The organism is Pseudomonas sp. Irchel s3a10, assembly GCF_900187525.1.
Classification (GTDB): Bacteria; Pseudomonadota; Gammaproteobacteria; order Pseudomonadales; family Pseudomonadaceae; genus Aquipseudomonas; species Aquipseudomonas koreensis_G.
This window is the reverse complement of sequence record NZ_FYDR01000001.1, coordinates 145,767-168,211: the sequence shown is the minus strand read 5'-3', so window position 1 is coordinate 168,211 and position 22,445 is coordinate 145,767. Positions and strand designations below refer to the sequence as shown.

General features: G+C 61.4%; 16 protein-coding genes. 9 read left to right on the top strand and 7 right to left on the bottom strand.

What is annotated here, in order from left to right; translation table 11 throughout:
• Positions 1–136: 136 nt before the first annotated feature.
• From CKW11_RS00850 to tpx, 7 genes are all read right to left on the bottom strand, one after another.
• Entirely contained in the window at positions 137–883 is a 747-nt protein-coding gene (locus CKW11_RS00850; protein WP_095135563.1) for an SDR family oxidoreductase, read from the bottom strand.
• Between the two features lie 243 nt (positions 884–1,126).
• Complete coding sequence (locus CKW11_RS00845) at positions 1,127–3,208, bottom strand: bifunctional diguanylate cyclase/phosphodiesterase (protein WP_095135562.1); 2,082 nt, start codon at positions 3,206–3,208, stop codon at positions 1,127–1,129.
• Positions 3,209–3,461: 253 nt separating this feature from the next.
• Positions 3,462–4,922 (bottom strand): efflux transporter outer membrane subunit, encoded by a 1,461-nt coding sequence (locus CKW11_RS00840; RefSeq protein ID WP_095135560.1) that lies wholly within the window; start codon positions 4,920–4,922, stop codon positions 3,462–3,464.
• The gene (locus tag CKW11_RS00835; protein WP_095135558.1) at positions 4,919–8,026 is read right to left on the bottom strand and encodes an efflux RND transporter permease subunit; all 3,108 of its coding nucleotides are present in this window, start codon (positions 8,024–8,026) and stop codon (positions 4,919–4,921) included. The genes CKW11_RS00840 and CKW11_RS00835 overlap by 4 nt, the downstream gene beginning before the upstream one ends.
• A gap of 142 nt (positions 8,027–8,168) precedes the next feature.
• Positions 8,169–11,270: an MdtB/MuxB family multidrug efflux RND transporter permease subunit gene (locus CKW11_RS00830; protein WP_095135556.1), complete on the bottom strand. Its 3,102-nt coding sequence runs from the start codon at positions 11,268–11,270 to the stop codon at positions 8,169–8,171.
• Complete coding sequence (locus CKW11_RS00825; RefSeq protein WP_027613731.1) at positions 11,267–12,574, bottom strand: MdtA/MuxA family multidrug efflux RND transporter periplasmic adaptor subunit; 1,308 nt, start codon at positions 12,572–12,574, stop codon at positions 11,267–11,269. The genes CKW11_RS00830 and CKW11_RS00825 overlap by 4 nt, the downstream gene beginning before the upstream one ends.
• A gap of 175 nt (positions 12,575–12,749) precedes the next feature.
• Positions 12,750–13,250, bottom strand: coding sequence for a thiol peroxidase (gene tpx, locus CKW11_RS00820; RefSeq protein ID WP_095135554.1), 501 nt, complete (start codon positions 13,248–13,250; stop codon positions 12,750–12,752).
• Positions 13,251–13,578: 328 nt separating this feature from the next.
• Between tpx and CKW11_RS00815 the strand changes: the two genes are divergently transcribed.
• From CKW11_RS00815 to CKW11_RS00775, 9 genes are all read left to right on the top strand, one after another.
• The gene (locus tag CKW11_RS00815) at positions 13,579–14,004 is read left to right on the top strand and encodes a YciI family protein (protein ID WP_095135552.1); all 426 of its coding nucleotides are present in this window, start codon (positions 13,579–13,581) and stop codon (positions 14,002–14,004) included.
• Positions 14,005–14,298: 294 nt separating this feature from the next.
• Positions 14,299–15,090, top strand: coding sequence for a hypothetical protein (locus CKW11_RS00810; protein ID WP_095135550.1), 792 nt, complete (start codon positions 14,299–14,301; stop codon positions 15,088–15,090).
• A 10-nt stretch (positions 15,091–15,100) separates the two neighbouring features.
• On the top strand, positions 15,101–16,552 hold the full coding sequence (locus tag CKW11_RS00805) for a DUF1254 domain-containing protein (RefSeq protein WP_095135542.1): 1,452 nt from the start codon (positions 15,101–15,103) through the stop codon (positions 16,550–16,552).
• 13 nt (positions 16,553–16,565) lie between these two features.
• Positions 16,566–17,969 carry a DUF1254 domain-containing protein gene (locus CKW11_RS00800; RefSeq protein ID WP_095135540.1) on the top strand — a complete coding sequence of 468 codons (1,404 nt, stop codon included), beginning with the start codon at positions 16,566–16,568 and terminating at the stop codon, positions 17,967–17,969.
• 12 nt (positions 17,970–17,981) lie between these two features.
• Entirely contained in the window at positions 17,982–18,932 is a 951-nt protein-coding gene (locus CKW11_RS00795; RefSeq protein WP_047602192.1) for a transporter, read from the top strand.
• A gap of 22 nt (positions 18,933–18,954) precedes the next feature.
• Positions 18,955–19,935 carry a MoxR family ATPase gene (locus CKW11_RS00790; protein ID WP_095135538.1) on the top strand — a complete coding sequence of 327 codons (981 nt, stop codon included), beginning with the start codon at positions 18,955–18,957 and terminating at the stop codon, positions 19,933–19,935.
• A complete protein-coding gene (locus CKW11_RS00785) occupies positions 19,932–20,867 on the top strand; it encodes a DUF58 domain-containing protein (protein WP_095135536.1) in 936 nt (311 codons plus the stop codon). Before CKW11_RS00790 ends, CKW11_RS00785 begins: the two co-directional genes overlap by 4 nt.
• On the top strand, positions 20,864–21,466 hold the full coding sequence (locus CKW11_RS00780; RefSeq protein WP_095135534.1) for a DUF4381 domain-containing protein: 603 nt from the start codon (positions 20,864–20,866) through the stop codon (positions 21,464–21,466). Before CKW11_RS00785 ends, CKW11_RS00780 begins: the two co-directional genes overlap by 4 nt.
• Positions 21,453–22,445: a VWA domain-containing protein gene (locus CKW11_RS00775; protein ID WP_095135532.1), complete on the top strand. Its 993-nt coding sequence runs from the start codon at positions 21,453–21,455 to the stop codon at positions 22,443–22,445. Before CKW11_RS00780 ends, CKW11_RS00775 begins: the two co-directional genes overlap by 14 nt.

Sequence of the window (22,445 nt, the reverse complement as noted above, 5' to 3'; positions counted from 1 at the left end):
GGATGTTGCCGCTCATGACGCCTTCGCGAGCAAGCCCGCTCCCACAGTAGACCGCATTCCATCTGGGGAACTCGGTCTACTGTGGGAGCGGGCTTGCTCGCGAAGAGGCCGGATCAGGCAACACAAATCCCAACGATCAGCGCCCACCACCCAGATCAACAAACGTCCCGGTCGCATACGAAGCCTTGTCGGAAAGCAGCCAGACAATCGCCTCCGCCACCTCATCCGGGCGCCCGCCCCGGGCCATCGGGATCGCCGACTCAAGCTTGCTGACCCGATCCGGATCGCCACTCAATGCATGGAAATCGGTATAGATATAGCCCGGACGCACCGCGTTGACCCGAATCCCCTCGCCCGCCACTTCCTTGGACAAACCGATGGTGAAGGTGTCGAGCGCGCCTTTGGACGCCGCGTAGTCGACGTACTCGTTGGGCGAGCCCAGGCGTGCGGCGACCGAGGAGACGTTGACGATGCTGCCGCCCTGCCCGCCGTGTTTGGGCGACATGCGCAAGATCGCGTGCTTGGCGCAGAGGATCGGCGCCAGAACGTTGGTTTTCATGATTTTGAGAATGCGGAATTCGGACATTTCATCGACCCGCGACTTGTGTCCGACGGTGCCGGCGTTGTTCACCAGCGCGGTGACCCGACCGAGTTCGGTGTCGACCCGCTGAAACAGCGCGATCACTTCGTCTTCGATGCTGACATCGGCGCGTACCGCAATGGCTTGCGCCCCCAGCGCCCGCACTTGCTCCAGCACGCTTTGCGCGGCCTGTTCATCCGACTGATAGTTGATGCAGATCCGATAGCCCTGTTCGGCAGCCAACAACGCCGTAGCGGCGCCGATTCCGCGCCCGCCACCGGTGATAACCATGACTTTATCCATGCTGGCCCTTCCCCCCAATGCACACGTAACAGTCGGGTGGAAGAATAACCGCCATTGGGCGGTTTTGCATGGGCTCTGTCAAAGACAAAACCCTGCATGAGACTGAAGGTTTTTTTGTGGCGAGGGAGCTTGCTCCCGCTCGGCTGCGAAGCAGCCGTGAATCCGGCCAATACGGTACAACCGAGTAAAAACGGGGCCGCTTCGCGCCCCAGCGGGAGCAAGCTCCCTCGCCACAAAATGCAGTCAGACAGCGGCCAGAGCCTCTCCACGGGCAATGTTCTGCATGAAGCGATCCGCCGGCATCGGATGCCCCAACAGATAACCCTGCAACGAATCACAGCCCAACTGCGTGAGGAAATCCTGCTGCACGCCGGTCTCGACCCCCTCGGCAACAATCCGCAAACCCAGTGCCTGGCCGAGCGCCACAATCGCCGAGACGATGGCCGCATCGTCGCTGTCGTGCTCCAGATCGCGGACGAAACCGCGGTCGATCTTCAGCTCGTTAGCCGGCAAGCGCTTGAGGTACATCAGGCTCGAATAACCGGTGCCGAAGTCATCGATCGACAGGTCGACGCCCATGTCCGACAACTCCTGCAACACCTTCATGCTCGCATCGGCGTCGCTCATGGCCGTGGTTTCGGTGATCTCCAGGGTCAGACTATTGGCCGGCAGATGATGCGTCGCCAGCGCCCTGGCCACGCTCTGCACCAGCCCCGCGTGACAGAACTGCAAGGCCGAGAGGTTCACCGCGATGCGCCATTCGGTGTAACCGAGCACGTACCATTCGCGCATCTGCCGGCAAGCTTCATTGAGCACCCATTCACCGATGGCGATGATCAGGCCGGTCTTCTCTGCCAGATCGATAAATTTGTCCGGCAGCAACATGCCCTGCGTTGGATGCTGCCAGCGCAGCAGTGCTTCGGCACCGACCGGACGACCGCTGGCGGCGTCGAATTTGGGTTGGAAATACAGGCTGAACTGACTGTGCTCCAGCGCGGCGCGCAGATCTTGCAACAGCTGCAACTGCTTGCGCGCGTTGCTGTTCATCGAGGCATCGAAGAAGCTGTAACCGTTTTTGCCACTGCCCTTGGCGTGATACATCGCCGCGTCGGCGTTCATCAGCAATTCCTGAGCGTTCAGGCCGTTGCCCGGGTACAGGGCGATGCCGACGCTGGCAGAAATCTGCAAGTCGTGCTCGGCCACGCGGAACGCCTGACCGAGCAGCCCGACCTGACGCGCAGCCAGCCCCAGTGCATCGTCGGGTTCGCTCAGACGCACCAGCAGTACGAACTCGTCGCCGCCAATTCGCGCGAGCGTATCCTGACTGCGCAGATCTTCGCGCAGGCGCACCCCGACTTCGCGCAGCAACTGGTCGCCCATGTGATGGCCGAAGGCATCGTTGACCGGTTTGAAACCGTCCAGATCAATGAACATCAGCGCAAAACAGCCGCCCTGCTCCTCGACCTTTTTCATCGCCTGATTGATCCGGTCGTCCAGCAACATGCGGTTCGGCAGACCGGTCAGGGTGTCGTGCAAAGCCAGTTGCGTCAGTTCACGGTTGGCCAGGGTCAGCGAATGCGCCAGATCGGCAGTGCGCGCTTCAAGGCGAGCATCGAGAATCGAAGTGAGCAAGGCGATCGACAGCACTGCCAGCGTGGTGATCAGCACCAGATTGTCGAGGCCGTTGCCCTTGAGGCCGTCGAGCGTTGCGCCGCAGAAACTGCCATCAGGAAACTGCGCGGCGGCCATGCCGGTGTAGTGCATGCCGACAATCGCGATGCCCATGATCACTGCCGCACCACCACGAATCAGACGCACATAAGGCGAGTGCTGGCGCAGGCGGAAGGCGATCCATAACGCCGCTGCCGAAGCTGCGACAGCAATCAGCAACGAAGCGCCGAACAGGCTCGGGTCGTAATCGATGCCAGGCGTCATGCGCAGCGCGGCCATGCCGGTGTAATGCATTGCACTGATGCCGGCGCCCATGATCAAGGCGCCGAAACCCAACTGCAGGATCGGCAATTTCGGCTGGCTGACCAGCCACAGGGCAAACCCGCAGGACAGCACCGCGATCAGTAGCGACAGCGCGGTAATCGCAATGTCGTAACCCAGTTCGATCGGCAGCTTGAAGGCGAGCATGCCGATGAAGTGCATCGACCAGACGCCGACTCCCATCGCCAGTGCACCGCCCGCCGTCCAGAAATGCACTGCGCGCCCACGGGCGCTGGCGATGCGCCCGGTCAGATCGAGCGCGGTGTAGGACGCGAGGATCGCCACACACAAAGAAATGAAAACCAGGGTGAAGGAATAATTACCGATGAGCATGAAGATTCTCGCGACCACCCACGCCGTACTGCGTCCATTCTCGGCCGGGCAAATGCGGCGATTGTACTGATTGCGCGGAAGAACGCACTGACAAAGTAATCATTTTGCCATCAACCCGATGAAACGCTTGTTTGATGGTTTTGCGAGGCTCTGGAACAACCATCACAACCTGTAGGAGCTGCGGCACGCTGCGATCTTTTGACCTTGTTTTTAAAGATCAAAAGATCGCAGCGTGCCGCAGCTCCTACACAGGCTATTCGGTGGCCAGTTGTCCGTCCCAGCCGCCACCCAGCGCCGCAATCAATTGCACGCTGGCAATCAGGCGGCTTTGCAGAATGTTCAGCACAGTCCGCTCGTTGCTCAGCGCCGTGGCCTGCACGACGACCACATCGATGTAGGCAATCAACCCGGCCTTGTACTGGTTCTGGGTCAGGCGCAGCGAATCGCGCGCGGCATCCAGTGCTTCCTGACGCACCGCCGCTTCGTCTTCATAAACCTTCAATTGCACCAGATAGTTTTCCACTTCACGGAAGCCATCGAGTACGGTCTGGCGATACTTGGCGACGGTCTGGTCGTACGCCGCCTCGGTGCGATCAACTTCGGCCGAACGGATGCCACCGTCGAATATCGGCAAGTTCAGTTTCGGCCCGACCGACCAGAAACGGTTCGGTAGCGTTAAAAGATTTTTCGAGGTACTGCTGCTGTAGCCGCCGCTCATGCTCAAGGTCAGATCGGGGTAGTACGCCGCTTTGGCCACGCCGATATTGGCGTTGGCGGCGATCACCGAGCGTTCCGCCGAGGCAATGTCCGGGCGGCGTTCCAGCAGTTGCGACGGCAGGCTCAGGGGAATCTGCGGCAGATTCGGGATGTTCTGGGTTTCGGCGATGCTGAATTCGGCCGGCGCCTGCCCGGTGAGCACGGCGATGGCATTTTCAAACTGCGCCCGCTGCCAGATCAGGTCGACCAGATCGGCCTGAGTGGTTTTCAACTGAGTCTGCGCCTGCGCCACCGCATCACGCCCGGAAATCCCCGCGCGGTACTGGTTCTGGGTCATTTGCAGGGATTTTTCGTAGGCCGCGACGGTGGCTTCAAGCAGACGTTTCTGCTGGTCGATGACCCGCAGTTGCAAGTAGTTCTGCACCAACTCCGATTGCTGGCTCAGGCGCATCGCGGCCAGATCGGCGAAGCTCGCCTGGGCGCTGGCCTCGTTGGCTTCCAGGCCTCGGCGCAATTTGCCCCAGATATCCGCTTCCCAACTCACGCCCAACTGCGCGTTGTAGGTATCGCGAATACCGCTGGCAGAACTGCTCAGGCTTGAGCTGCTGCTGCCGGTGCCCTGGCTGGAGCGGGTCTTGCCCACGCTCAGGTCGACACTGGGATAAAACGCCCCACGCGCACTGCGCACCAAGGCCTGGGCCTGACGGAACTGGGCTTCGGATTGCGCGACGGTCTGGTTGGAACTGTTAAGTTTTTCGATCAGGCCATTGAGCTGCTGATCGCCGTATAACTCCCACCAGGCGCCGCGCGCCAGCGAGTCGCTCGGATTAGCCTGACGCCAGCCTTCGGCCTCTTTGTATTGCGCGACCTCGGCGGTCTGTGGACGTTGATAGTCCGGGCCGACGGCGCAGGCACTGAGCATCGCCACGCACAGCGACAGGCTCAACAGGCGCGAACCGCGCGCAGTGGCCAGATTGAGAAGCGAACGGTCAGTCATAGCGGAGTTTCCAGAGCGGCGTCAGTACGCACGCCGCGCCACTTGTTGAAGCGGTGGCGCAGCTTGTCGAGATAGAGGTAAACCACAGGCGTGGTGTAAAGGGTCAATACCTGGCTGAAGACCAGGCCGCCGATGATGGTCAGGCCTAATGGCTGGCGCATTTCCGCGCCCTCCGCCCGGCCAAGCAGCAACGGCAAGGCGCCGAGGATCGCCGCCAGGGTGGTCATCAGAATCGGCCGCAGCCGTTGCAAGCAGGCGCTGCGGATCGACTCCAGCGGCGACAGGCCCTGATGGCGCTCCAGTTGCAGCGCCAGGTCGATCATCAGGATCGCGTTTTTCTTCACCACCCCGATCAACAGGAACAATCCGAGCAGCGAAATCAGGCTGAACTCGCCGCCCAGCGCATAGATCGACAGCAACGCACCGACCCCGGCCGACGGCAAGGTCGAAAGAATCGTCAGTGGGTGAATGTAGCTTTCATACAGCACACCGAGCACCAGATACACCGCCAGCAGCGCGCCGAGGATCATGAACGGCTGACTCTTCTGCGTCGCGGCGAAGGCATCGGCGGTGCCGGCCATTTTCGCGATCACGTCTTCCGGCAGACCGACCTTGGCAATCGCCCGTTCGATCGCGGCACTGCCCTGCTCCACGGTCACGCCTTCGGCCATGTCAAACGCGATGCTTTCGGAAGCGAACTGGCCTTCGTGGCTGACGCGGTCGTCTTCCAGGCTGTTTTCGTAATGGGCGATGGTCGACAACGGAATCCGCGCACCGTCAGCGGTAATCACCTGCACCTGATTGAGCGTCACCGGATCCTGCGCGTATTTAGGGTTGACCTCCATCACCACCTGATACTGGTTGAGGCTGTCGTAGATCGTCGAAATCTGCCGCTGGCTGTAGGCGTTGTTCAACACCGCCGTGACCATGTTCATGTCGACTCCCAGGCGCTTGGCCTGATCACGGTCGACAATCAACGTCACCTGCTGCGCGCCACGGCCCTCGCGGGCGTCGATCGCCGTCAGCTCGGGCAGTGCGCGCAGCGCGGTCACCACTTTCGGGTACCACTCGCGCAACGCCCCCAGATCGCCGCTTTGCAGGATGTAGCTGTATTGCGAGGTGGTCTGCTCGCGGCCACCACCGAACTGCAGATCCTGATCCGCCATCAGCATCAACTGGGCGCCGGGCACCTTGGGCATTTCCTTGCGCAGGCGCTCGATGACTTTCTGCGCCGACAGGTTACGTTCCTTGATCGGCTTCAGGCGCACCAGCATGAAGGCGTTATTGGTGCCGTTGCTGCCGCCGATAAACCCGGCGACGCTTTCCACTGCTTCGTCCTTGAGCACGGCGCGGCGGAAGGTTTCCATTTTCGGCTGCATCACGCTGAACGACAGACCGTCGTCACCCCGGACGAAACCGATCAACTGGCCGGTGTCCTGCTGCGGCATGAACGTCTTCGGTACTACTACGTACAGCGCGACGTTGACCCCGACCGTGATGATCAGGCTGAGCAGGGTCAGACGCCGATGGCGCAGCACCCAATCGAGGCTGGCCGCATATTTGCCGACCATCCAGTCGTTGGTCCGGCGGCTCCAGCGTTGCAAACGATTTTCCTGGCCCGGCGTGTGCGGCTTGAGCCAGCGGGCGCAGAGCATCGGAGTCAGCGTCAGCGAGACCACCAGCGAGACCACGATGGCTGCTGCCAGGGTGATGGAAAACTCGCGGAACAGACTCTCGACAATCCCGCCCATGAACAGGATCGACAGGAACACCGCCACCAGCGACACGTTCATCGACAGCAAGGTGAAACCGACTTCCTTGGCCCCGAGATAGGCAGCCTTCATCGGTTTCACGCCTTCGTCGATGTGCCGGGAAATGTTTTCCAGCACCACGATGGCATCGTCTACCACCAGTCCGGTCGCGAGAATCAGCGCCATCAGCGACAAGTTGTTCAGCGAAAAACCATAGAGGTACATCACCGCGAAGGTGCCGACCAGCGACACCGGCACCGCCAGCGTCGGAATCAGCGAGGCGCGGAAGTTACCGAGAAACAGGAACACCACCAGAATCACCAGCGCCACAGCGATCAGCAGGGTCATTTCCGCTTCGTGCAGTGTGGCCTTGATCACCGGCGAGCGGTCCATCGCCAGGTTCAGTTTGACGCTGGCCGGCAGTACCGCTTGCAACGCCGGCAACTGCGCCTTGATCTCGTTGACCGTCTCGATGATGTTGGCGCCGGCCTGGCGGTTGATCACCAGCAGCACCGCCGCGTCATCGTTGAAGAAACCACTGTTGTAGCGGTCTTCGACGCCGTCGCTGACCTTGGCCACATCCTTCAGGCGCAGGGCCGCACCGTCCTTGTAATGGATGATCAGCGACTCGTAATCCTTGGCTTTCTCCAACTGATCATTGGCTTGAATCTGCCACAGGCGTTCGCCGTCCTCGACCGAACCCTTGGGCCGACGCACGTTGGCCTCGGCGATGGTCTTGCGTACATCATCGAGCGCCACGCCGTACTGGTTCAGCGCCTGTGGTTCGAGCTCGATACGCACCGCCGGCAGCGAACTGCCGCCGATCTGCACTTCACCCACGCCCTGTACCTGGGACAGGCTCTGCGAGAGGATGGTCGAGGCCAGGTCATAGAGCTGGCCTTTTTCCAGCACGTCCGACGTCAGCGACAGCACCATGATCGGCGCCTGCGACGGATTGACCTTCTTGTAGGTCGGCATGCTGCGCATCCCACTCGGCAACAGGTTGCGCGAAGCATTGATCGCCGCCTGCACCTCGCGCGCCGCGCCGTTGATGTCACGGTCGAGGTCGAATTGCAGAATGACCCGGGTCGAACCCTGGCTGGAGCGGCTGCTCATGGTGTTGACGCCGGCAATCGCCCCGAACGAACGCTCCAGCGGCGTCGCCACCGTGGACGCCATCACCTCGGGACTGGCGCCGGGCAGACTGGCCTGAACCACGATCACCGGGAAATCCATTTGCGGCAGCGGCGACACCGGCAACAGACCGAAACTGACACCGCCCAGCAGCATGATCGCCAGACTCAGGAGCATGGTCGCGACCGGGCGCTTGATGAAAGGACCGGAGAGGTTCATTGACCAAGATCCTTACTTTCACCGCACTCCCCTGTAGGAGTGAGCCTGCTCGCGATGAAGTCGGCACATTCAATATCGGTAGGGACAGACACACCGCTATCGCGAGCAGGCTCACTCCTACAAGGGGTCTGTGTACGGACACTCATACCGAAACCTCTTCGCGGTCAGCATTGGTCTTGCCAAAGCGCCGACCGAGGCGGTCGAAGTACAGGTAGATCACCGGCGTGGTGAACAGAGTCAGCACCTGGCTCACCAGCAAGCCGCCGACCATCACCAGACCCAGTGGCTGACGCAATTCCGCCCCGGAACCGGTGGCGAGCATCAACGGCACCGCGCCGAACAGCGCCGCCAGCGTAGTCATCAAAATCGGCCGGAAGCGCAGCAGCGCCGCCTGATAGATCGCCTGCTCCGGCGCCATGCCCTGGGTGCGTTCGGCGTCGAGGGCGAAGTCGATCATCATGATCGCGTTCTTCTTGACGATACCGATCAAAAGGATGATGCCGATGATTGCGATCATGCCCAGGTCATTGCCGCTGAGTAGCAACGCGAGCAACGCACCAACCGCCGCCGACGGCAGGGTCGAGAGAATGGTGATCGGGTGAATGTAACTTTCGTAAAGCACGCCGAGCACGATGTACATGGTCACCACCGCCGCCAGAATCAGCAGCAAGGTGCTCGACAGCGAGGCCTGAAACGCTTCGGCCGCACCCTGGAACTGGGTCTGCACGCCAATCGGCATGCCGATGTCCTGCTGCACCTGTTCGATGATGTCCACCGCATGCCCCAGCGCCACGCCGGGTGCGAGGTTGAACGACATCATCACGGCGGGGAACTGGCCGATGTGGGTGATTGCCAGTTGCGCCTGACGTTCCTCGACATGGGCCAGGCTCGACAGACGCACTTGCGCACCGTCAGTGGTCTTGACGTGAATCTGATCCAGCGCCGCCGGGCCGATCTTCTCCCCGGCCTGTGCCTGCAGCACCACGCGATACTGGCTGGCCTGGGTGTAAATGGTCGAGATCTGCCGCTGGCCGAAGGCGTCATACAACGCATCGGTAATGTTCTGCACCGACACACCGAGGCGCGAAGCCGCATCGCGGTCGATCACCAGATAGACCTGCAAACCCTTGTCCTGCAAATCGCTGGCGACGTCGGTCAGCTCCGGACGCTGGGCCAGTGCCTCGACCAGACGCCCGCTCCACTGGCTGAGCAGTTCAGAATCCGGCGAGGACATACTGAATTGGTACTGGGTACGGCTGACTCGATCCTCGATGGTCAGATCCTGCACCGGCTGCATGAACAGGCGGATGCCGACCAGTTTGTCCAGTTGCGGTTGCAGGCGCGCGATCACCTCGGTGGCGCTCAGGTCACGCTGGCCGTGGGGCTTGAGATTGATCAACAGGCGACCGCTGTTGAGCGTGGCGTTGTCGCCGTCGACGCCGATGTAGGACGACAGGCTCTCCACCGCCGGATCTTCGAGAATCACCTTGGCCAGCGCCTGCTGACGCTCGCCCATGGCCGCGAAGGAAATCGACTGCGGCGCTTCGGAGATGCCCTGGATCACCCCGGTGTCCTGCACCGGGAAGAAGCCCTTGGGCACCACCATATATAGGAACACCGTCAGCGCCAGCGTACCGATAGCCACCAACAGGGTCAGCGGCTGGTGTTTGAGCACCCACTGCAACTTGCGCCCGTAGGCGGCGATCATCCAGTCGATGAAGCCGCCGCTGGCCCGGTAAAAGCGGCCCTGCTCGTGGGCTTCCGGCTCACGTTTGAGCAAGCGCGCGCACATCATCGGCGTCAGGGTCAGCGAGACCACCAGGGAAATCAGGATCGCCACCGCCAGAGTGATGGCGAACTCGCGGAACAGCCGCCCGACCACGTCAGCCATGAACAGCAGCGGAATCAGTACCGCGATCAGCGACAGGGTCAGGGAAATCAGGGTGAAGCCGATCTGCTTCGCGCCTTTGAGCGCCGCCTGCATCGGACTGTCACCCTCCTCGATGAAGCGCGCGATGTTTTCCAGCATCACGATCGCATCGTCGACCACAAAACCGGTGGCGATGGTCAGGGCCATCAAGGTCAGGTTGTTGACCGAGAACCCGGCGAGATACATCACGCCAAACGTGCCGATCAGCGACAGCGGCACCGCCACCGACGGGATGATCGTCGCGCTGGCACGCCGCAAAAACAGGAACGTCACCATCACCACCAGAGCAATGGCGATCAGCAGTTCGTGCTGCACGTCAGTCACCGAGGCGCGGATGGTCTGGGTGCGGTCGGTGAGTACGGTGACATCGAGCCCGGCCGGCAGGTTGTCGGTGATGCTCGGCAGCAACGCCTTGATCCGGTCGACCACCTCGATCACGTTGGCGCCCGGCTGACGCTGGATATTGAGCAGCACTGCCTGATTCTGGTTGGCCCACGCGGCGAGACGTTCGTTCTCCGCGCCGTCGACGATTTCCGCCACATCCTTCAGACGCAACGGCGCGCCGTTCTTGTAGGCGAGGATCAGGTTGGCGTAGTCCTTGGGCGACGTCAGCTGGTCGTTGGCATCGAGCATCGAGACCCGGGTCGGGCCGTCGAAGTTACCTTTCGGCTGGTTGACGTTGGACGCGCCAATCAGCGTGCGCACGTCTTCCAGGTTCAGGCTGTTCGCCGCGAGGGCTTCCGGGTTGACCTTGATCCGCACCGCCTGACGCTGACCGCCGGCAATGCTGACCATGCCGACGCCGCTGATCTGGGCGATCTTCTGCGCCATGCGCGTGTCGACCAGGTCATTGAGTTTGGGTAAGAGCATGGTTTTCGAGGTGATCGCCAGGGTCAGCACCGGGGTATCCGCCGGGTTGACCTTGTTGTACACCGGCGGCGCCGGCAAGTCGGTCGGCAGCAGATTGGTCGCGGCGTTGATCGCGGCCTGCACTTGCTGCTCGGCAACGTCCATGTTGATGTCGAGGCTGAAACGCAGGGTCAGCACCGAAGCGCCGCCGGAGCTGGTCGAAGCCATTTGCGTCAGGCCCGGCATCTGCCCGAACTGGCGTTCGAGCGGCGCGGTGACGGCACTGGTCATCACGTCCGGACTGGCGCCGGGGTACAGGGTCATGACGCGAATGGTCGGGTAATCGACCTGCGGCAACGCCGAGACCGGCAGCAGGCGATAGGCAATCAGGCCGGCCAGAATAATGGCCAGCATGCTCAGGGTGGTGGCTACCGGACGGAGGATGAACAGCCGCGAAATGTTCATGCGCCCTTCTTGGCCTTGTCAGCCGCGGCAGCGTCCGGCGCACTGGCGGCGGGTTTGCCCTGCAGGTGCCCGGTCGGGGTGGTCGGCACGTCATTGCTGTCGTTGACCACTTCCACTTCACTGCCTTCCTTCAGACGGTCGGTACCTTCCAGCACCACGCGATCGCCCGCGGCGAGGCCTTCGGTGACCACAGTGTTGGTGCCGTCACTGGCGCCGATCTTCAGTTGGCGGATGGTGACTTTCTTGTCGCCGTCCAACGCGTAAACGAAAGTGCCGTTGGTGCCGAACTGAATCGCCGCCGACGGTGCCAGTACCACGCCTTTGAGGGTGTCGGCCAGCAGATGGACGTTGACGAACTGATTGGGGAACAGCGACTGGTCGCGGTTATCGTAACGGGCCTTGAATTTCAGGGTGCCGGTGGCGACGTCGATCTGGTTGTCGAGGCTTTGCAGCACGCCGCTGGCCTGGATCTTGGTATCGCCGCGATCCCAGGCCTCGGCCGGCAGTTTGGCGCCGCTGTGGTAGCGCGCCAATACGGTTTCGAGGCTGTTTTCCGGCAAGGTGAAGACCACGCTGATCGGTTGGGTCTGAGTGATCACCGCAAGGAACGTGGTGTCGTTGGCGGCGACGAGGTTGCCGACGTCGACCTGACGCAGACCGACGCGACCGGCAATCGGCGCGCGGATCTTGGTGAATTCGAGATTGAGCTTGGCGTCATTGACCGCCGCCTGATTGGTCTTGACCGTGCCCAGATATTGGCCGACCAGCGCTTCGGCGGTGTCCAGGGTCTGCTTGGCGATGCTGTCTTCCTTGTACAGGCCGCGATAACGCTCGACGTCGACCTGTGCGTTTTTCAACTGCGCCTGATTCTGCAGCAAGGTGCCTTCAGCCTGGAGCAAGGCGTTCTGGTACGGACGCGGATCGATCTCTGCCAGCAGGTCGCCGGCCTTGACCATCTGCCCTTCCTCGAAGTTGATCTTCACCAGTTCACCGCCGACCCGGCTGCGCACATTGATGGTGTTGAGCGCGGTCACCGTACCCAGCGCCTTGTAATACAGCGGGAAGTCCCCCGTGACCGCCGGCGCCACCCGCACCGGAATCGGCCCGGCCGCGCCGCCGAAGCCCGGCCGCATCATTCCCGAACGTCCGGCATGGCCGCTCGCAGCCTTGTCGGCGCCCTCCTTGTGGGCCGAACCGGCGGGCCAGAATTTCCAGCACAGAACGGCGATGACCAACAGGACGAGCAGGCTGATCAGCCAGCGACGGGAATTGCGAGGGGACGATTGCATGGATTGATTAACCATTGGGCGCGTGGGCTTCTTTTACGGGAGGCTGAACGATAAGCACTGATCGGATTTAAGCAAAGCAGCTTTACCGGCAATTTACCTTCAACTTACGTTTCAAGGTGTGAGGCAAAACACTGATACACAAATGAAAACGGCCTGGACAGGGCCAGGCCGTTAACAATTGTAAAAGCGCTTATTTCAGAACGGCGAGTGCTGCGTCGTAGTTCGGCTCTTCAGCGATTTCCTTGACCAGTTCGCTGTGCAGAACGTTGTCGTTCTCGTCCAGCACCACCACGGCGCGGGCGGTCAGGCCTTTGAGCGGGCCGTCAGCGATGGCTACGCCGTAGTTTTCGATGAACTCGGCACCGCGCAGGGTCGACAGGTTCTGCACGTTCTCCAGGCCTTCGGCGCCGCAGAAACGGGCCTGGGCGAATGGCAGGTCAGCCGAGATGCACAGCACCACGGTGTTGTTCAGTTCGTTGGCCTGAGCGTTGAACTTGCGCACGGAGGTGGCGCAGGTCGGGGTGTCGACGCTTGGGAAAATGTTCAGCACTTTGCGCTTGCCGGCGAAGCTCGCCAGGGTGACGTCGGACAGATTGCCGGCAACCAGAGAAAAGGCTGGCGCCTTGGAACCGGCTTGTGGCAACTGGCCGTTGACTTGAACCGGGTTGCCTTTGAGGGTGACTTGAGCCATGACTTTAGTCCTTCTTAACGTGGTTATTGAGCATGCAAGAGGCCGAAGTTAACCACGAAATTGTCCGACGACCTATGCCCTGACAGAAAATTGTCAGGGCCCTGCGCAAAAAATTGTATACAACCGCAAATCCTGTGGGAGCGAGCTTGCTCGCGAAAGCAATCTGCCAGTCAACGCTATGCTGAATGTGCCGCCGTCTTCGCGAGCAAGCTCGCTCCCACAGTGATCTTCGCGGAGCTCGAGTTTGCATCATTTACTTAGGAGTTCTGTCGATTCGTGAGGTGCCCGTTCGACTATGCAGTGAATCCCCCTCCCTGGAGAAACCACCATGCGATTCATGATCCTTGTCAAAGCCAGCGCCGATTCCGAAGCCGGCATCATGCCCAGTGAAGAGCTGATCACCGCCATGGGCAACTTCAACGAAGAACTGGTCAAGGCCGGTATCCTCATCGACGGCAACGGCCTGCACCCGAGCAGCAAAGGCGTCCGCGTGCATTTCTCCGGCGACAAGCGCACCGTCATCGACGGCCCGTTCATCGAGACCAAGGAGCTGGTGGCCGGGTACTGGATCTGGGAAGTGAAGTCGAAGGAAGAAGCCATCGAATGGGTCAAACGCTGCCCGAATCCGATGCCGGGCGACTCTGATATCGAAATCCGCCAGATCTTCTCCGCCGAGGATTTCGGTGCCGAGTTCACGCCTGAGGCGCGGGCGCAGGAAGAGCGTGTTCGCGAACAGGCCAAGAAAAACCTGTAATACCTGCCTCTGTAGGAGCTGCCGCAGGCTGCGATCTTTTGACTTTGATTTTTAAAAGCCAGATCAAAAGATCGCAGCCTGCGGCAGCTCCTACAGGGGCGAAAAATCTTGGCGCTCACCTTTAGTGTGACTCTGTAGACAAAACCAAAGAATTAATCCATTCGACTGGCTAACTCCCCGTTAGCTGCTAGCGTCATTCAGACGTGTCCTACGGGCTTGATAAAAAAGGGAATACGTCCAACGGCCGAGAAGCGCCGGGACCTCCATGCAGTAGCCACCAGGGAAACGGGGATCATGTCGAAAAAATTGGGGATTCACGCCTTGCTGCTGGCGAGTTCGCTGGCGCCTGTGGTTTGTGCCTTTGCGAATAACGCCGAAGAGGCCAACAAAAGCAACAATCCGCTGAACCTGGCGCCCGGCGCCAACCTGCAGGATTACTACACGCCGAAGCTGTTCGACAGCAATCTGCATACCAACGATGCGTTGCTGCGCGGCACGTTACCGATTGCGCCTAACGACTTCATCGGTGTGCCGCAACTGCTGCGCGCAACAATGCCGATCAGCACCCGCCCCGATCCGCGCGGCGGCTACAGCACCGGCATCGGCGATCTCAATCTGTTCGACATCTTTCTGCTCAAGACCGACGGCGTGCAGTTGGGCATCGGCCCGCAGATCACCGCGCCGACCGCTGCCGAGGACGAACTGGGCACGGGCAAGTGGCAGGCCGGCCTGGCTGCGGTGGCGATCGACTCGTCGCCGCGCGGCCTGCTCGGTGCGCTGGTGCAGTACCAGAGCTCGTTCGCCGGCGACCACGACCGAGCGCATGTCGAAACCGCAACCCTGCAGCCGTTCATCATTCATAACCTCGACAAGGGCTGGTACCTGCGCTCCACCGGCACCTGGACGTTCGATCTGAAAAACAACACTCACTACATCCCGATCGGTCTGGGTGCGGGCAAGGTCTGGAAGTCCGGCAGCAACATTCTCAACGCCTTTCTCGAACCGCAATGGACCGTCGAACGCAAAGGCGATGGCGTGCCGCAGTTCACCCTGTTCGCGGGGATCAACGTGACATTCGGAAAATAAGGACATCGCCATGCACATTGCTTTACGCGCCGCCGGATTCAGTCTCATGACCCTGTTCGCCAGCTGCGGCGTCGGTGCTCAGGAGCTCGACACCCGTATCGGCAAGATCGCCATGGAGGGCGAACTGCCGGCCCATGAGTCGATCGCCAAACTCTACGCCGAGCTGGATTTCCAGCAAGCGACCCAGAGTTACCTGTGGGCCTTGCCGCTGGTGTCCTACGCGCAGTGGCAGGAAGAATTTCGCGACAAGCTCGGCGCGCGCAGCGGCGATCTGATGGTGCTCGACAGCTACGAAGACAAGCTCGGCGTGATCACTGCCAACGCCACCACGCCGTACATTCTCGGTTTCGTCGACCTAAGCGAAACCGGGCCGCTGGTGATTCAACTGCCACCGGGACCGACCGCCGGCGGAATTGGCGATTTCTGGCAGCGGGCGATTATCGACATGGGTCAGACCGGCCCGGACAAAGGCCAGGGCGGCAAATATCTGGTGCTGCCACCGGGCGCGGAGCCACCGGCCGATGCCGACAAGTATTACCTGGCCAAATCGGAAACCATGAACGTGCTGGTGGGCTTCCGGGTGCTGGATCCGGATCCGGCCAAGGGCAAGGCGCTGGTCGAGCAATTCAAGATGTACCCGTACGCCAAACGCGCCGAGCCGAGCAAGACCCGCCTGCTGTCGCCTGACGGTAAAAAGTGGTCGGGCACCCAGCCGCGCGGCATCGCTTACTGGCAGCGGCTGCATCAGATCATTCAGAAAGAACCGGTGAATGAACGTGACCGCTTCTACATGGCGATGCTCGCCAGTCTCGGCATCGAGAAGGACAAACCCTTCAACCCCAACACCCAGCAGCGTCAGGCCCTGGAGTCCGGCGCGCAGGTCGGTGAGCTGATCGCCAAGGCCAACACCTTTGCCAAGCGCTTTCCTCAGGCGCAGTACTGGCCCGACCGGCATTGGGACACGGTGCTGAACATCGCCGAACCGTCGCAGCGCGTGGCCTATTACGACCAGTTGTGGGAACGCAGCGCCTGGTTTTATGAAGCGGTGACCAACACCAAGGGCATGGTTTCCAAGACCCCGGGCCTCGGTCAGACCTACCTCGGTGCCTACACCGACGCCAAGGGTGACTGGCTCGACGGCGGCAAGACCTATCGCCTGCACGTCGGCGCCAACCCGCCAGCCAAGCAGTTCTGGTCGATGACCTTGTACGACATCGACAGCCGTTGCCTGATCGACAATCCGCAGCGCAAGGCCGACCTGTCCTCGCGCCAGGATCTGAAGAAAAACGCCGACGGCTCGGTGGATCTGTACTTCGGCCCGAGCGCACCCAAAGGCTTCGAGAACAACTGGGTGCAAACCGTGCCCGGCAAGCACTGGTTCAGCTACTTCCGCCTGTACGCGCCGACCGAAGCCTATTTCGACAAGAGCTGGAAACTCGACGACATCACGGTCGTGCAATGAATAAGGACGCCGCATGAACACACGCAATCTATGGCTGACCGCTCTGACCCTCACCCTGAGCAGCAGCGCCTGGGCCGATTTCAGCGCCAGCCCCGAAGAAGCCCGAGGCATCGCCAAGGACGCTTATCTGTATGGCTTCCCGGTAGTGGAAATGTACAAAACCCTGTACACCCAGGCCGTGGACAGCAAGAGCCCGAACTTCAAGGCACCGTTCAACCAGATCGGCAACACTGCCAAGGCCTTCACTGCCAAAGACACCGCGTTCGTCACGCCGAACGCCGACACGCCCTACTCGTTCGTCTGGATGGACTTGCGCAGCGAACCGCTGATCCTGACCTTGCCGCCGATCGAAGAGCACCGTTACTACTCGGTGCAACTGATCGACGCCTACACGCAGAACTTCGCTTACCTGGGTACCCGCAGCACCGGCAATAACGGTGGCCATTTCATGATCGCCGGGCCCGACTGGCAGGGTCAGCAGCCGATCAACATCGACCGCCTGGTGCGCAGCGAAAGCAACATCGCCTACGCGCTGTACCGCACGCAGCTGTTCGACGAAAAAGATCTGGGCAAGGTCAAGCAGATCCAGAAAGGCTACAAGGTCGAGCCGCTGAGCAAATACGTGAAACAGAAAGCTCCGGCGCCGGCACCGAAAGTCAGTTGGCCGAAACCGACGCCGACCATGAGCGAAACTCCGGAGCTGTTCCGCTACCTGAACTTCATGCTCGCCTTCACACCGCCGCAGGACGTCGAAAAAGACCTGCTCGCGCGCTTCGCCAAAATCGGCATCGGTGCCGGTCAGCCATTCGACCTGAAACAGCTCAGCGCCGAGCAACGCAAGGCCCTCGAAGACGGCATCAATGACGCCAAGGCGGAATTCGCCGCGTTCAAGAAAGACAAGGTCGACACGCATGAAATCAGCAGCGGTGACCTGTTCGGCACCCGCGATCACCTCAAGGGCAATTACCTGTATCGCTACGCCGGCGCCAACATGGGCATCTTCGGCAACTCTGCCGAAGAGGCGAACTACATAGGCTATTTCGTCGACAAGGACGGCCAACCGGTCGACGCGGCGAAACACGACTACACCCTGCATTTCGACAAGGGCGCCCTGCCCCCGGCCGACGCCTTCTGGTCGCTGACCATGTATGACGGCAAGAGCAAATTGCTGGTGGCCAACCCGCTCAATCGCTACCTGATCAACTCGCGAATGCTGCCCGACTTGAAGCTCGATGCCGACGGCGGGCTGACCCTCTACGTGCAGCACAAAAATCCCGGCAAGGACAAGCAGGCCAACTGGCTGCCGGCACCGGACGGGCCGTTCTATGGCGTGTTGCGCCTGTACCTGCCGAAGCCGGAAGTGGCCAGCGGCGAATGGAAGATGCCGCTGCTCAACCCGGTCAACTCAAAACAATAAACGGAGCCAGTGATGGTCAAGCCTTACGTTGTGCGTCCGCTGCTGGCGCTGTGCATGATCGGCAGTACTCAACTCTATGCAGCTGAAGGTGGCGTGGGCCGGCCAATCACCGGGCAACAGGTGTATTCCAACGCCGGGATCATCCCGCCCGAACCGGGCTGGGTAGTCTCGGTCACCAGCATCTGGTACGACGGATCGCTAAAGGGCAGTCGCGGCGCGCCGATTTCCGGTGAAGTCAGTGCCGGGATCGACATGAAAGTCTCCTACACCATGACCAACCTGACGCACATCTGGGACACCGGCAAAGGCCCATGGAACTTCGCCTCGGCAATCGGTGTTCCAGTGCAGTACACCGACATAGACGCGGCCATCACCGGACCGCGCGGACGCACCCTCGGCACCAGCGATTCCGGGACTCAGTTCGCCGACGCGCTGGTCACTCCGATTGCCGCCGGCTACCACTTCGACGAGTTGAACCACATCGCGTTCTCCCTGCCGATCTATGTGCCCACCGGCGCCTACAACGACAATCGCCTGGCCAACCCGGGGCAGAACAATTACACGTTCATGCCCACCGTGGCCTTCACCCATCTGGACGGCAAGGGTGGTGAATTCACACTGTCCAGTGGCCTGGAGTTCTACACCGAAAACACCGCCACCGATTACCGCAACGGCAACATCTTCACCCTCGACGCCTTGTGGACTCACGGCTTCGGCAGTGGCTGGAGCGCCGGTCTGGCGGCCGGCTATATCCAGCAGGTCACCGACGACAAGGGGCAGACCGCCGACAGCCTGAATGGCTTCCGTGGCCGCTCGGTCGGCGCTGGGCCGGTGGTGGCCTGGGCAGGCAAATTCGCCGACGCCCAAGCCAACATCAGCGCGCGCTGGGTGCCGGAGTTCGACACTAAGAACCGTCCTGAAGGCAACGGCATTGCCGTCAACATGACCCTGGCGTTTTTCTAGACCGGCCACAAAGGACTGTCCCATGACCGCACTCACCGACCTCAACGCCCTGCAAGCGAGCATCGCCGAAGCCGTACTCGGCCAGGATCAGGTCATTCGGCAGATCCTCCTCGGCCTGCTGGCCAACGGGCATTTGCTGCTGGAAAGCCTGCCGGGGCTGGCCAAGACGCGCACGGTCAAGGCGCTGGCTACGCACCTGGACGCGAAGATGAGTCGCATCCAGTTCACCCCCGACTTGCTGCCCTCGGACATCACCGGCGCCGAAGTGCTGCATCAGGTCGCCGGGCAAAACGAGATCCGCTTCCAGCCAGGCCCGCTGTTCGGCAATCTGATCCTCGCCGACGAGATCAACCGCGCCCCGGCCAAGGTGCAGGCGGCGCTGCTGGAAGCCATGGAAGAACGGCAGATTACCGTGGCCGGCACCAGCCATGTGCTGCCGGAGCTGTTCATTGTGGTCGCCACGCAAAACCCGATCGAGCAGGAAGGCACTTATCCGTTGCCGGAAGCGCAGATGGACCGGTTCCTGATGAAGGTGCTGCTGGATTACCCCAGCGCCGACAACGAAAGCCAGGTGCTGCGTCTGTTGCGCGCCGAAGAGTTTGCCCAAGGTGCGAACACCGCGCCGGGCAAGGGCTTCAGCCTGTCACAGGAAGTGATCTTCGCCGCGCGCAAGGAGGTCAGCGCGGTGCATGTATCGCCGGCCATCGACCGCTACCTGATCGACCTGATCAACGCCACTCGCCACCCGGCCGATTACGACGAAGACCTCGGACGCTGGATCAGCATCGGTGCCAGTCCCCGTGGCGGCATCGGCCTGGATCGTTGCGCGCGGGCCGATGCGTGGTTGCAGGGCCAGGATTTTGTCTCGCCGGATAACGTGCGCGCCGTGGTGCATCCGGTGCTGCGCCATCGCCTGCAATTGAGCTACGACGCGGTCGCAGATGGCGTAACTGCCGATCAGGTGCTCGACCGTTTGCTGGATAAAGTGGCGATTCCGGCATGAACACGGACGGTCTGGTCTACGTGTCTCTGGCGCAATTGATGGCGCTGGAGTTCAAGGCCCGTGACCTGAGCTTTCTGGCGCGCCAGCCCCAGGGCAGCATCCTCGCCGGCAACCATGCCTCGCGCCTGCGTGGACGTGGCTTGAACTTCGATGAGCTGCGCCGTTATCAGCCCGGTGATGATTTGCGCCACCTCGACTGGCGCGCCTCGCTGCGCACCGGCAAACCGGTGGTACGCACTTTTACTGAAGAACGCGATCGCCCGGCGTTGATCGTGGTCGATCAGCGCATGTCGATGTTCTTCGGCTCGCAACGCAGTTTCAAATCCGCTCTGGCCGCAGAACTCGCGGCGCTGGCGGCGTGGATGGTGTTCAACGCTGGTGATCGGGTCGGCGGTCTGGTGTTCAATGATCAACGCATCGACAGCATCGCGCCGTTGCGCAGCCGCAAACGGGTCGAAGCCTTGCTCAGCCGCGTGGCGCAACAGAATCAGGCGCTGAACGCGGGCAATCCCGACGCCGAAGACGAGGACCAGTTGGACAAGGCCTTGCAGCGTTGCCTGGCGCTGGCCGGGCATGACCATTTGATCTGCATCGTCAGCGACTTCGCCGGGGCGGGTGAACGCACCTTGCAATTGATGCGGCAACTGCGCGCGCATAACGATGTAATTGCCCTGCAAGTCTACGATCCACTGGCCTTGAAGCTGCCGAGCGATGGTCGGTTGCTGGTCACCCAAGGCCAATTGCAGGTGGAACTGGCTGTCGAGAAACGCAGCGTGCATCAGCCGTTGGGTGATTATCTCGGTGGCCGCCTTAAGGACGTCGCCACCCTGCTGCGCCGCAGTCAGGTGCCGTTGATGATGTTCAGCACCGCCGAAGAGGCCCACGCGCAATTGCGTGCCGAGCTTGGCAAGTCTGCCGGCCCACGGCGATGAACCCGAATATCCCCGACATCAGCCAGCTCAAGGAGCTGAGCCTGCCGGCGCCGGTCAGTTATGCGCCGCAGACCTGGGGCTGGTGGCTGTTGCTCGCGCTGTTGATTGTGCTGGCGCTGATCATTGGCGTGCGCCGTTATCGGCAGTGGCGACGGGATCAGTATCGGCGCGAAGCGCTGGTGCGGCTTGCGCAGTTGCGTGAGCGCAGTGATGACCTCAATGCCCTGCGCGAGTTACCCGAACTGCTCAAACGCGTGGCCCTTTCGATGCCCCTACGCAAATCTTTCCGCTGGAATGCAAACCCTGTGGGAGCGAGCTTGCTCGCGAAGAGGTCAGCACATTCAACATCTGTGTTATCTGGCACACCGCTTTCGCGAGCAAGCTCGCTCCCACAAGGGGTGGCGGCGTTGGGAAGATCGGATTGGCAGGCCTTTCTGCAGCGGCACAGTAAAAAGAAACTGCCCGACGACTTCAGCGATCAACTGGCCCAACTCGCCTACGCCCCCGACGCCACCCTGCGCGCCCTCCCCGCCGAACAGCGCCAAGCGCTGTTCGACACCTGCCAACACTGGGTGGAGCAGCACCATGTGGCAGCTTGATTACCCGTGGCTGCTGCTCCTGCTGCCGCTGCCGTGGCTGACCTTGCGTTATCTGCCGGCGTATCAGGAGGCCCGCAGCGCCGTGCGCGTGCCGTTTTTCGGCGCCATGAGCCGCGCCGTCGGGGAAGCGCCGAGCCGGGTTGGCAATCGCCAGAACCCCTGGCAACTGCTGCTCAATCTGCTGGTGTGGACGTTGATCCTGCTCGCCGCCGCGCGCCCGGTGTTCGTTGAAAAACCCATCGAAAGCCAGCAACCAGTGCGCGACCTGATGCTTGCCATCGACATTTCGCAGTCGATGGAGACTGAAGATTTCAGCAATGCCGACGGCCAGAAAATCAATCGCCTCGCCGCCGTCAAACAGGTGGTGCAAGGCTTCATCGACAAGCGCAAGGACGACCGCATCGGTCTGATCGTGTTCGGCAGCGGCGCCTATCCGCAGGCGCCGCTGACCCTCGATCACGCCAGCCTTGCGTTGTTGCTGGCCGACACCGGCATCGGCATGGCCGGGCCGAACACCGCCATCGGCGATGCCATCGGTTTGAGCCTGAAGCTGCTCGACCAGGCGCACGAACAGCAAAAGGTGCTGATCCTGCTCACCGACGGCAACGACACCAGCAGCGCTATCACCCCCGACCACGCAGCGGAAATGGCCGCCAACAAGGGCGTGGTCATTCACACCATCGGCATCGGCGACCCGACGGCTTCCGGCGAGGCGCAGGTCAATCTGCGCGGGCTGCAACAGATCGCCCAAACCACTGGCGGGCAGTTCTTCCGCGCCGAAGATCGTACGGCGCTGGATCAGGTCTACAGCACCCTCGACCGCCTCACGACGCATCAGGTGAAAACCCTCAGCCATCAGCCGCAACGCGAGTTGTTCCATTGGCCGCTGGGCTCGGCGCTGGGGTTGTTGGCGCTGTATCACCTCGGCGCCCTGCTGCGCCCGCGCCTGGCGCTTGCCCGCCAGCGGCAGGAGGTCTGA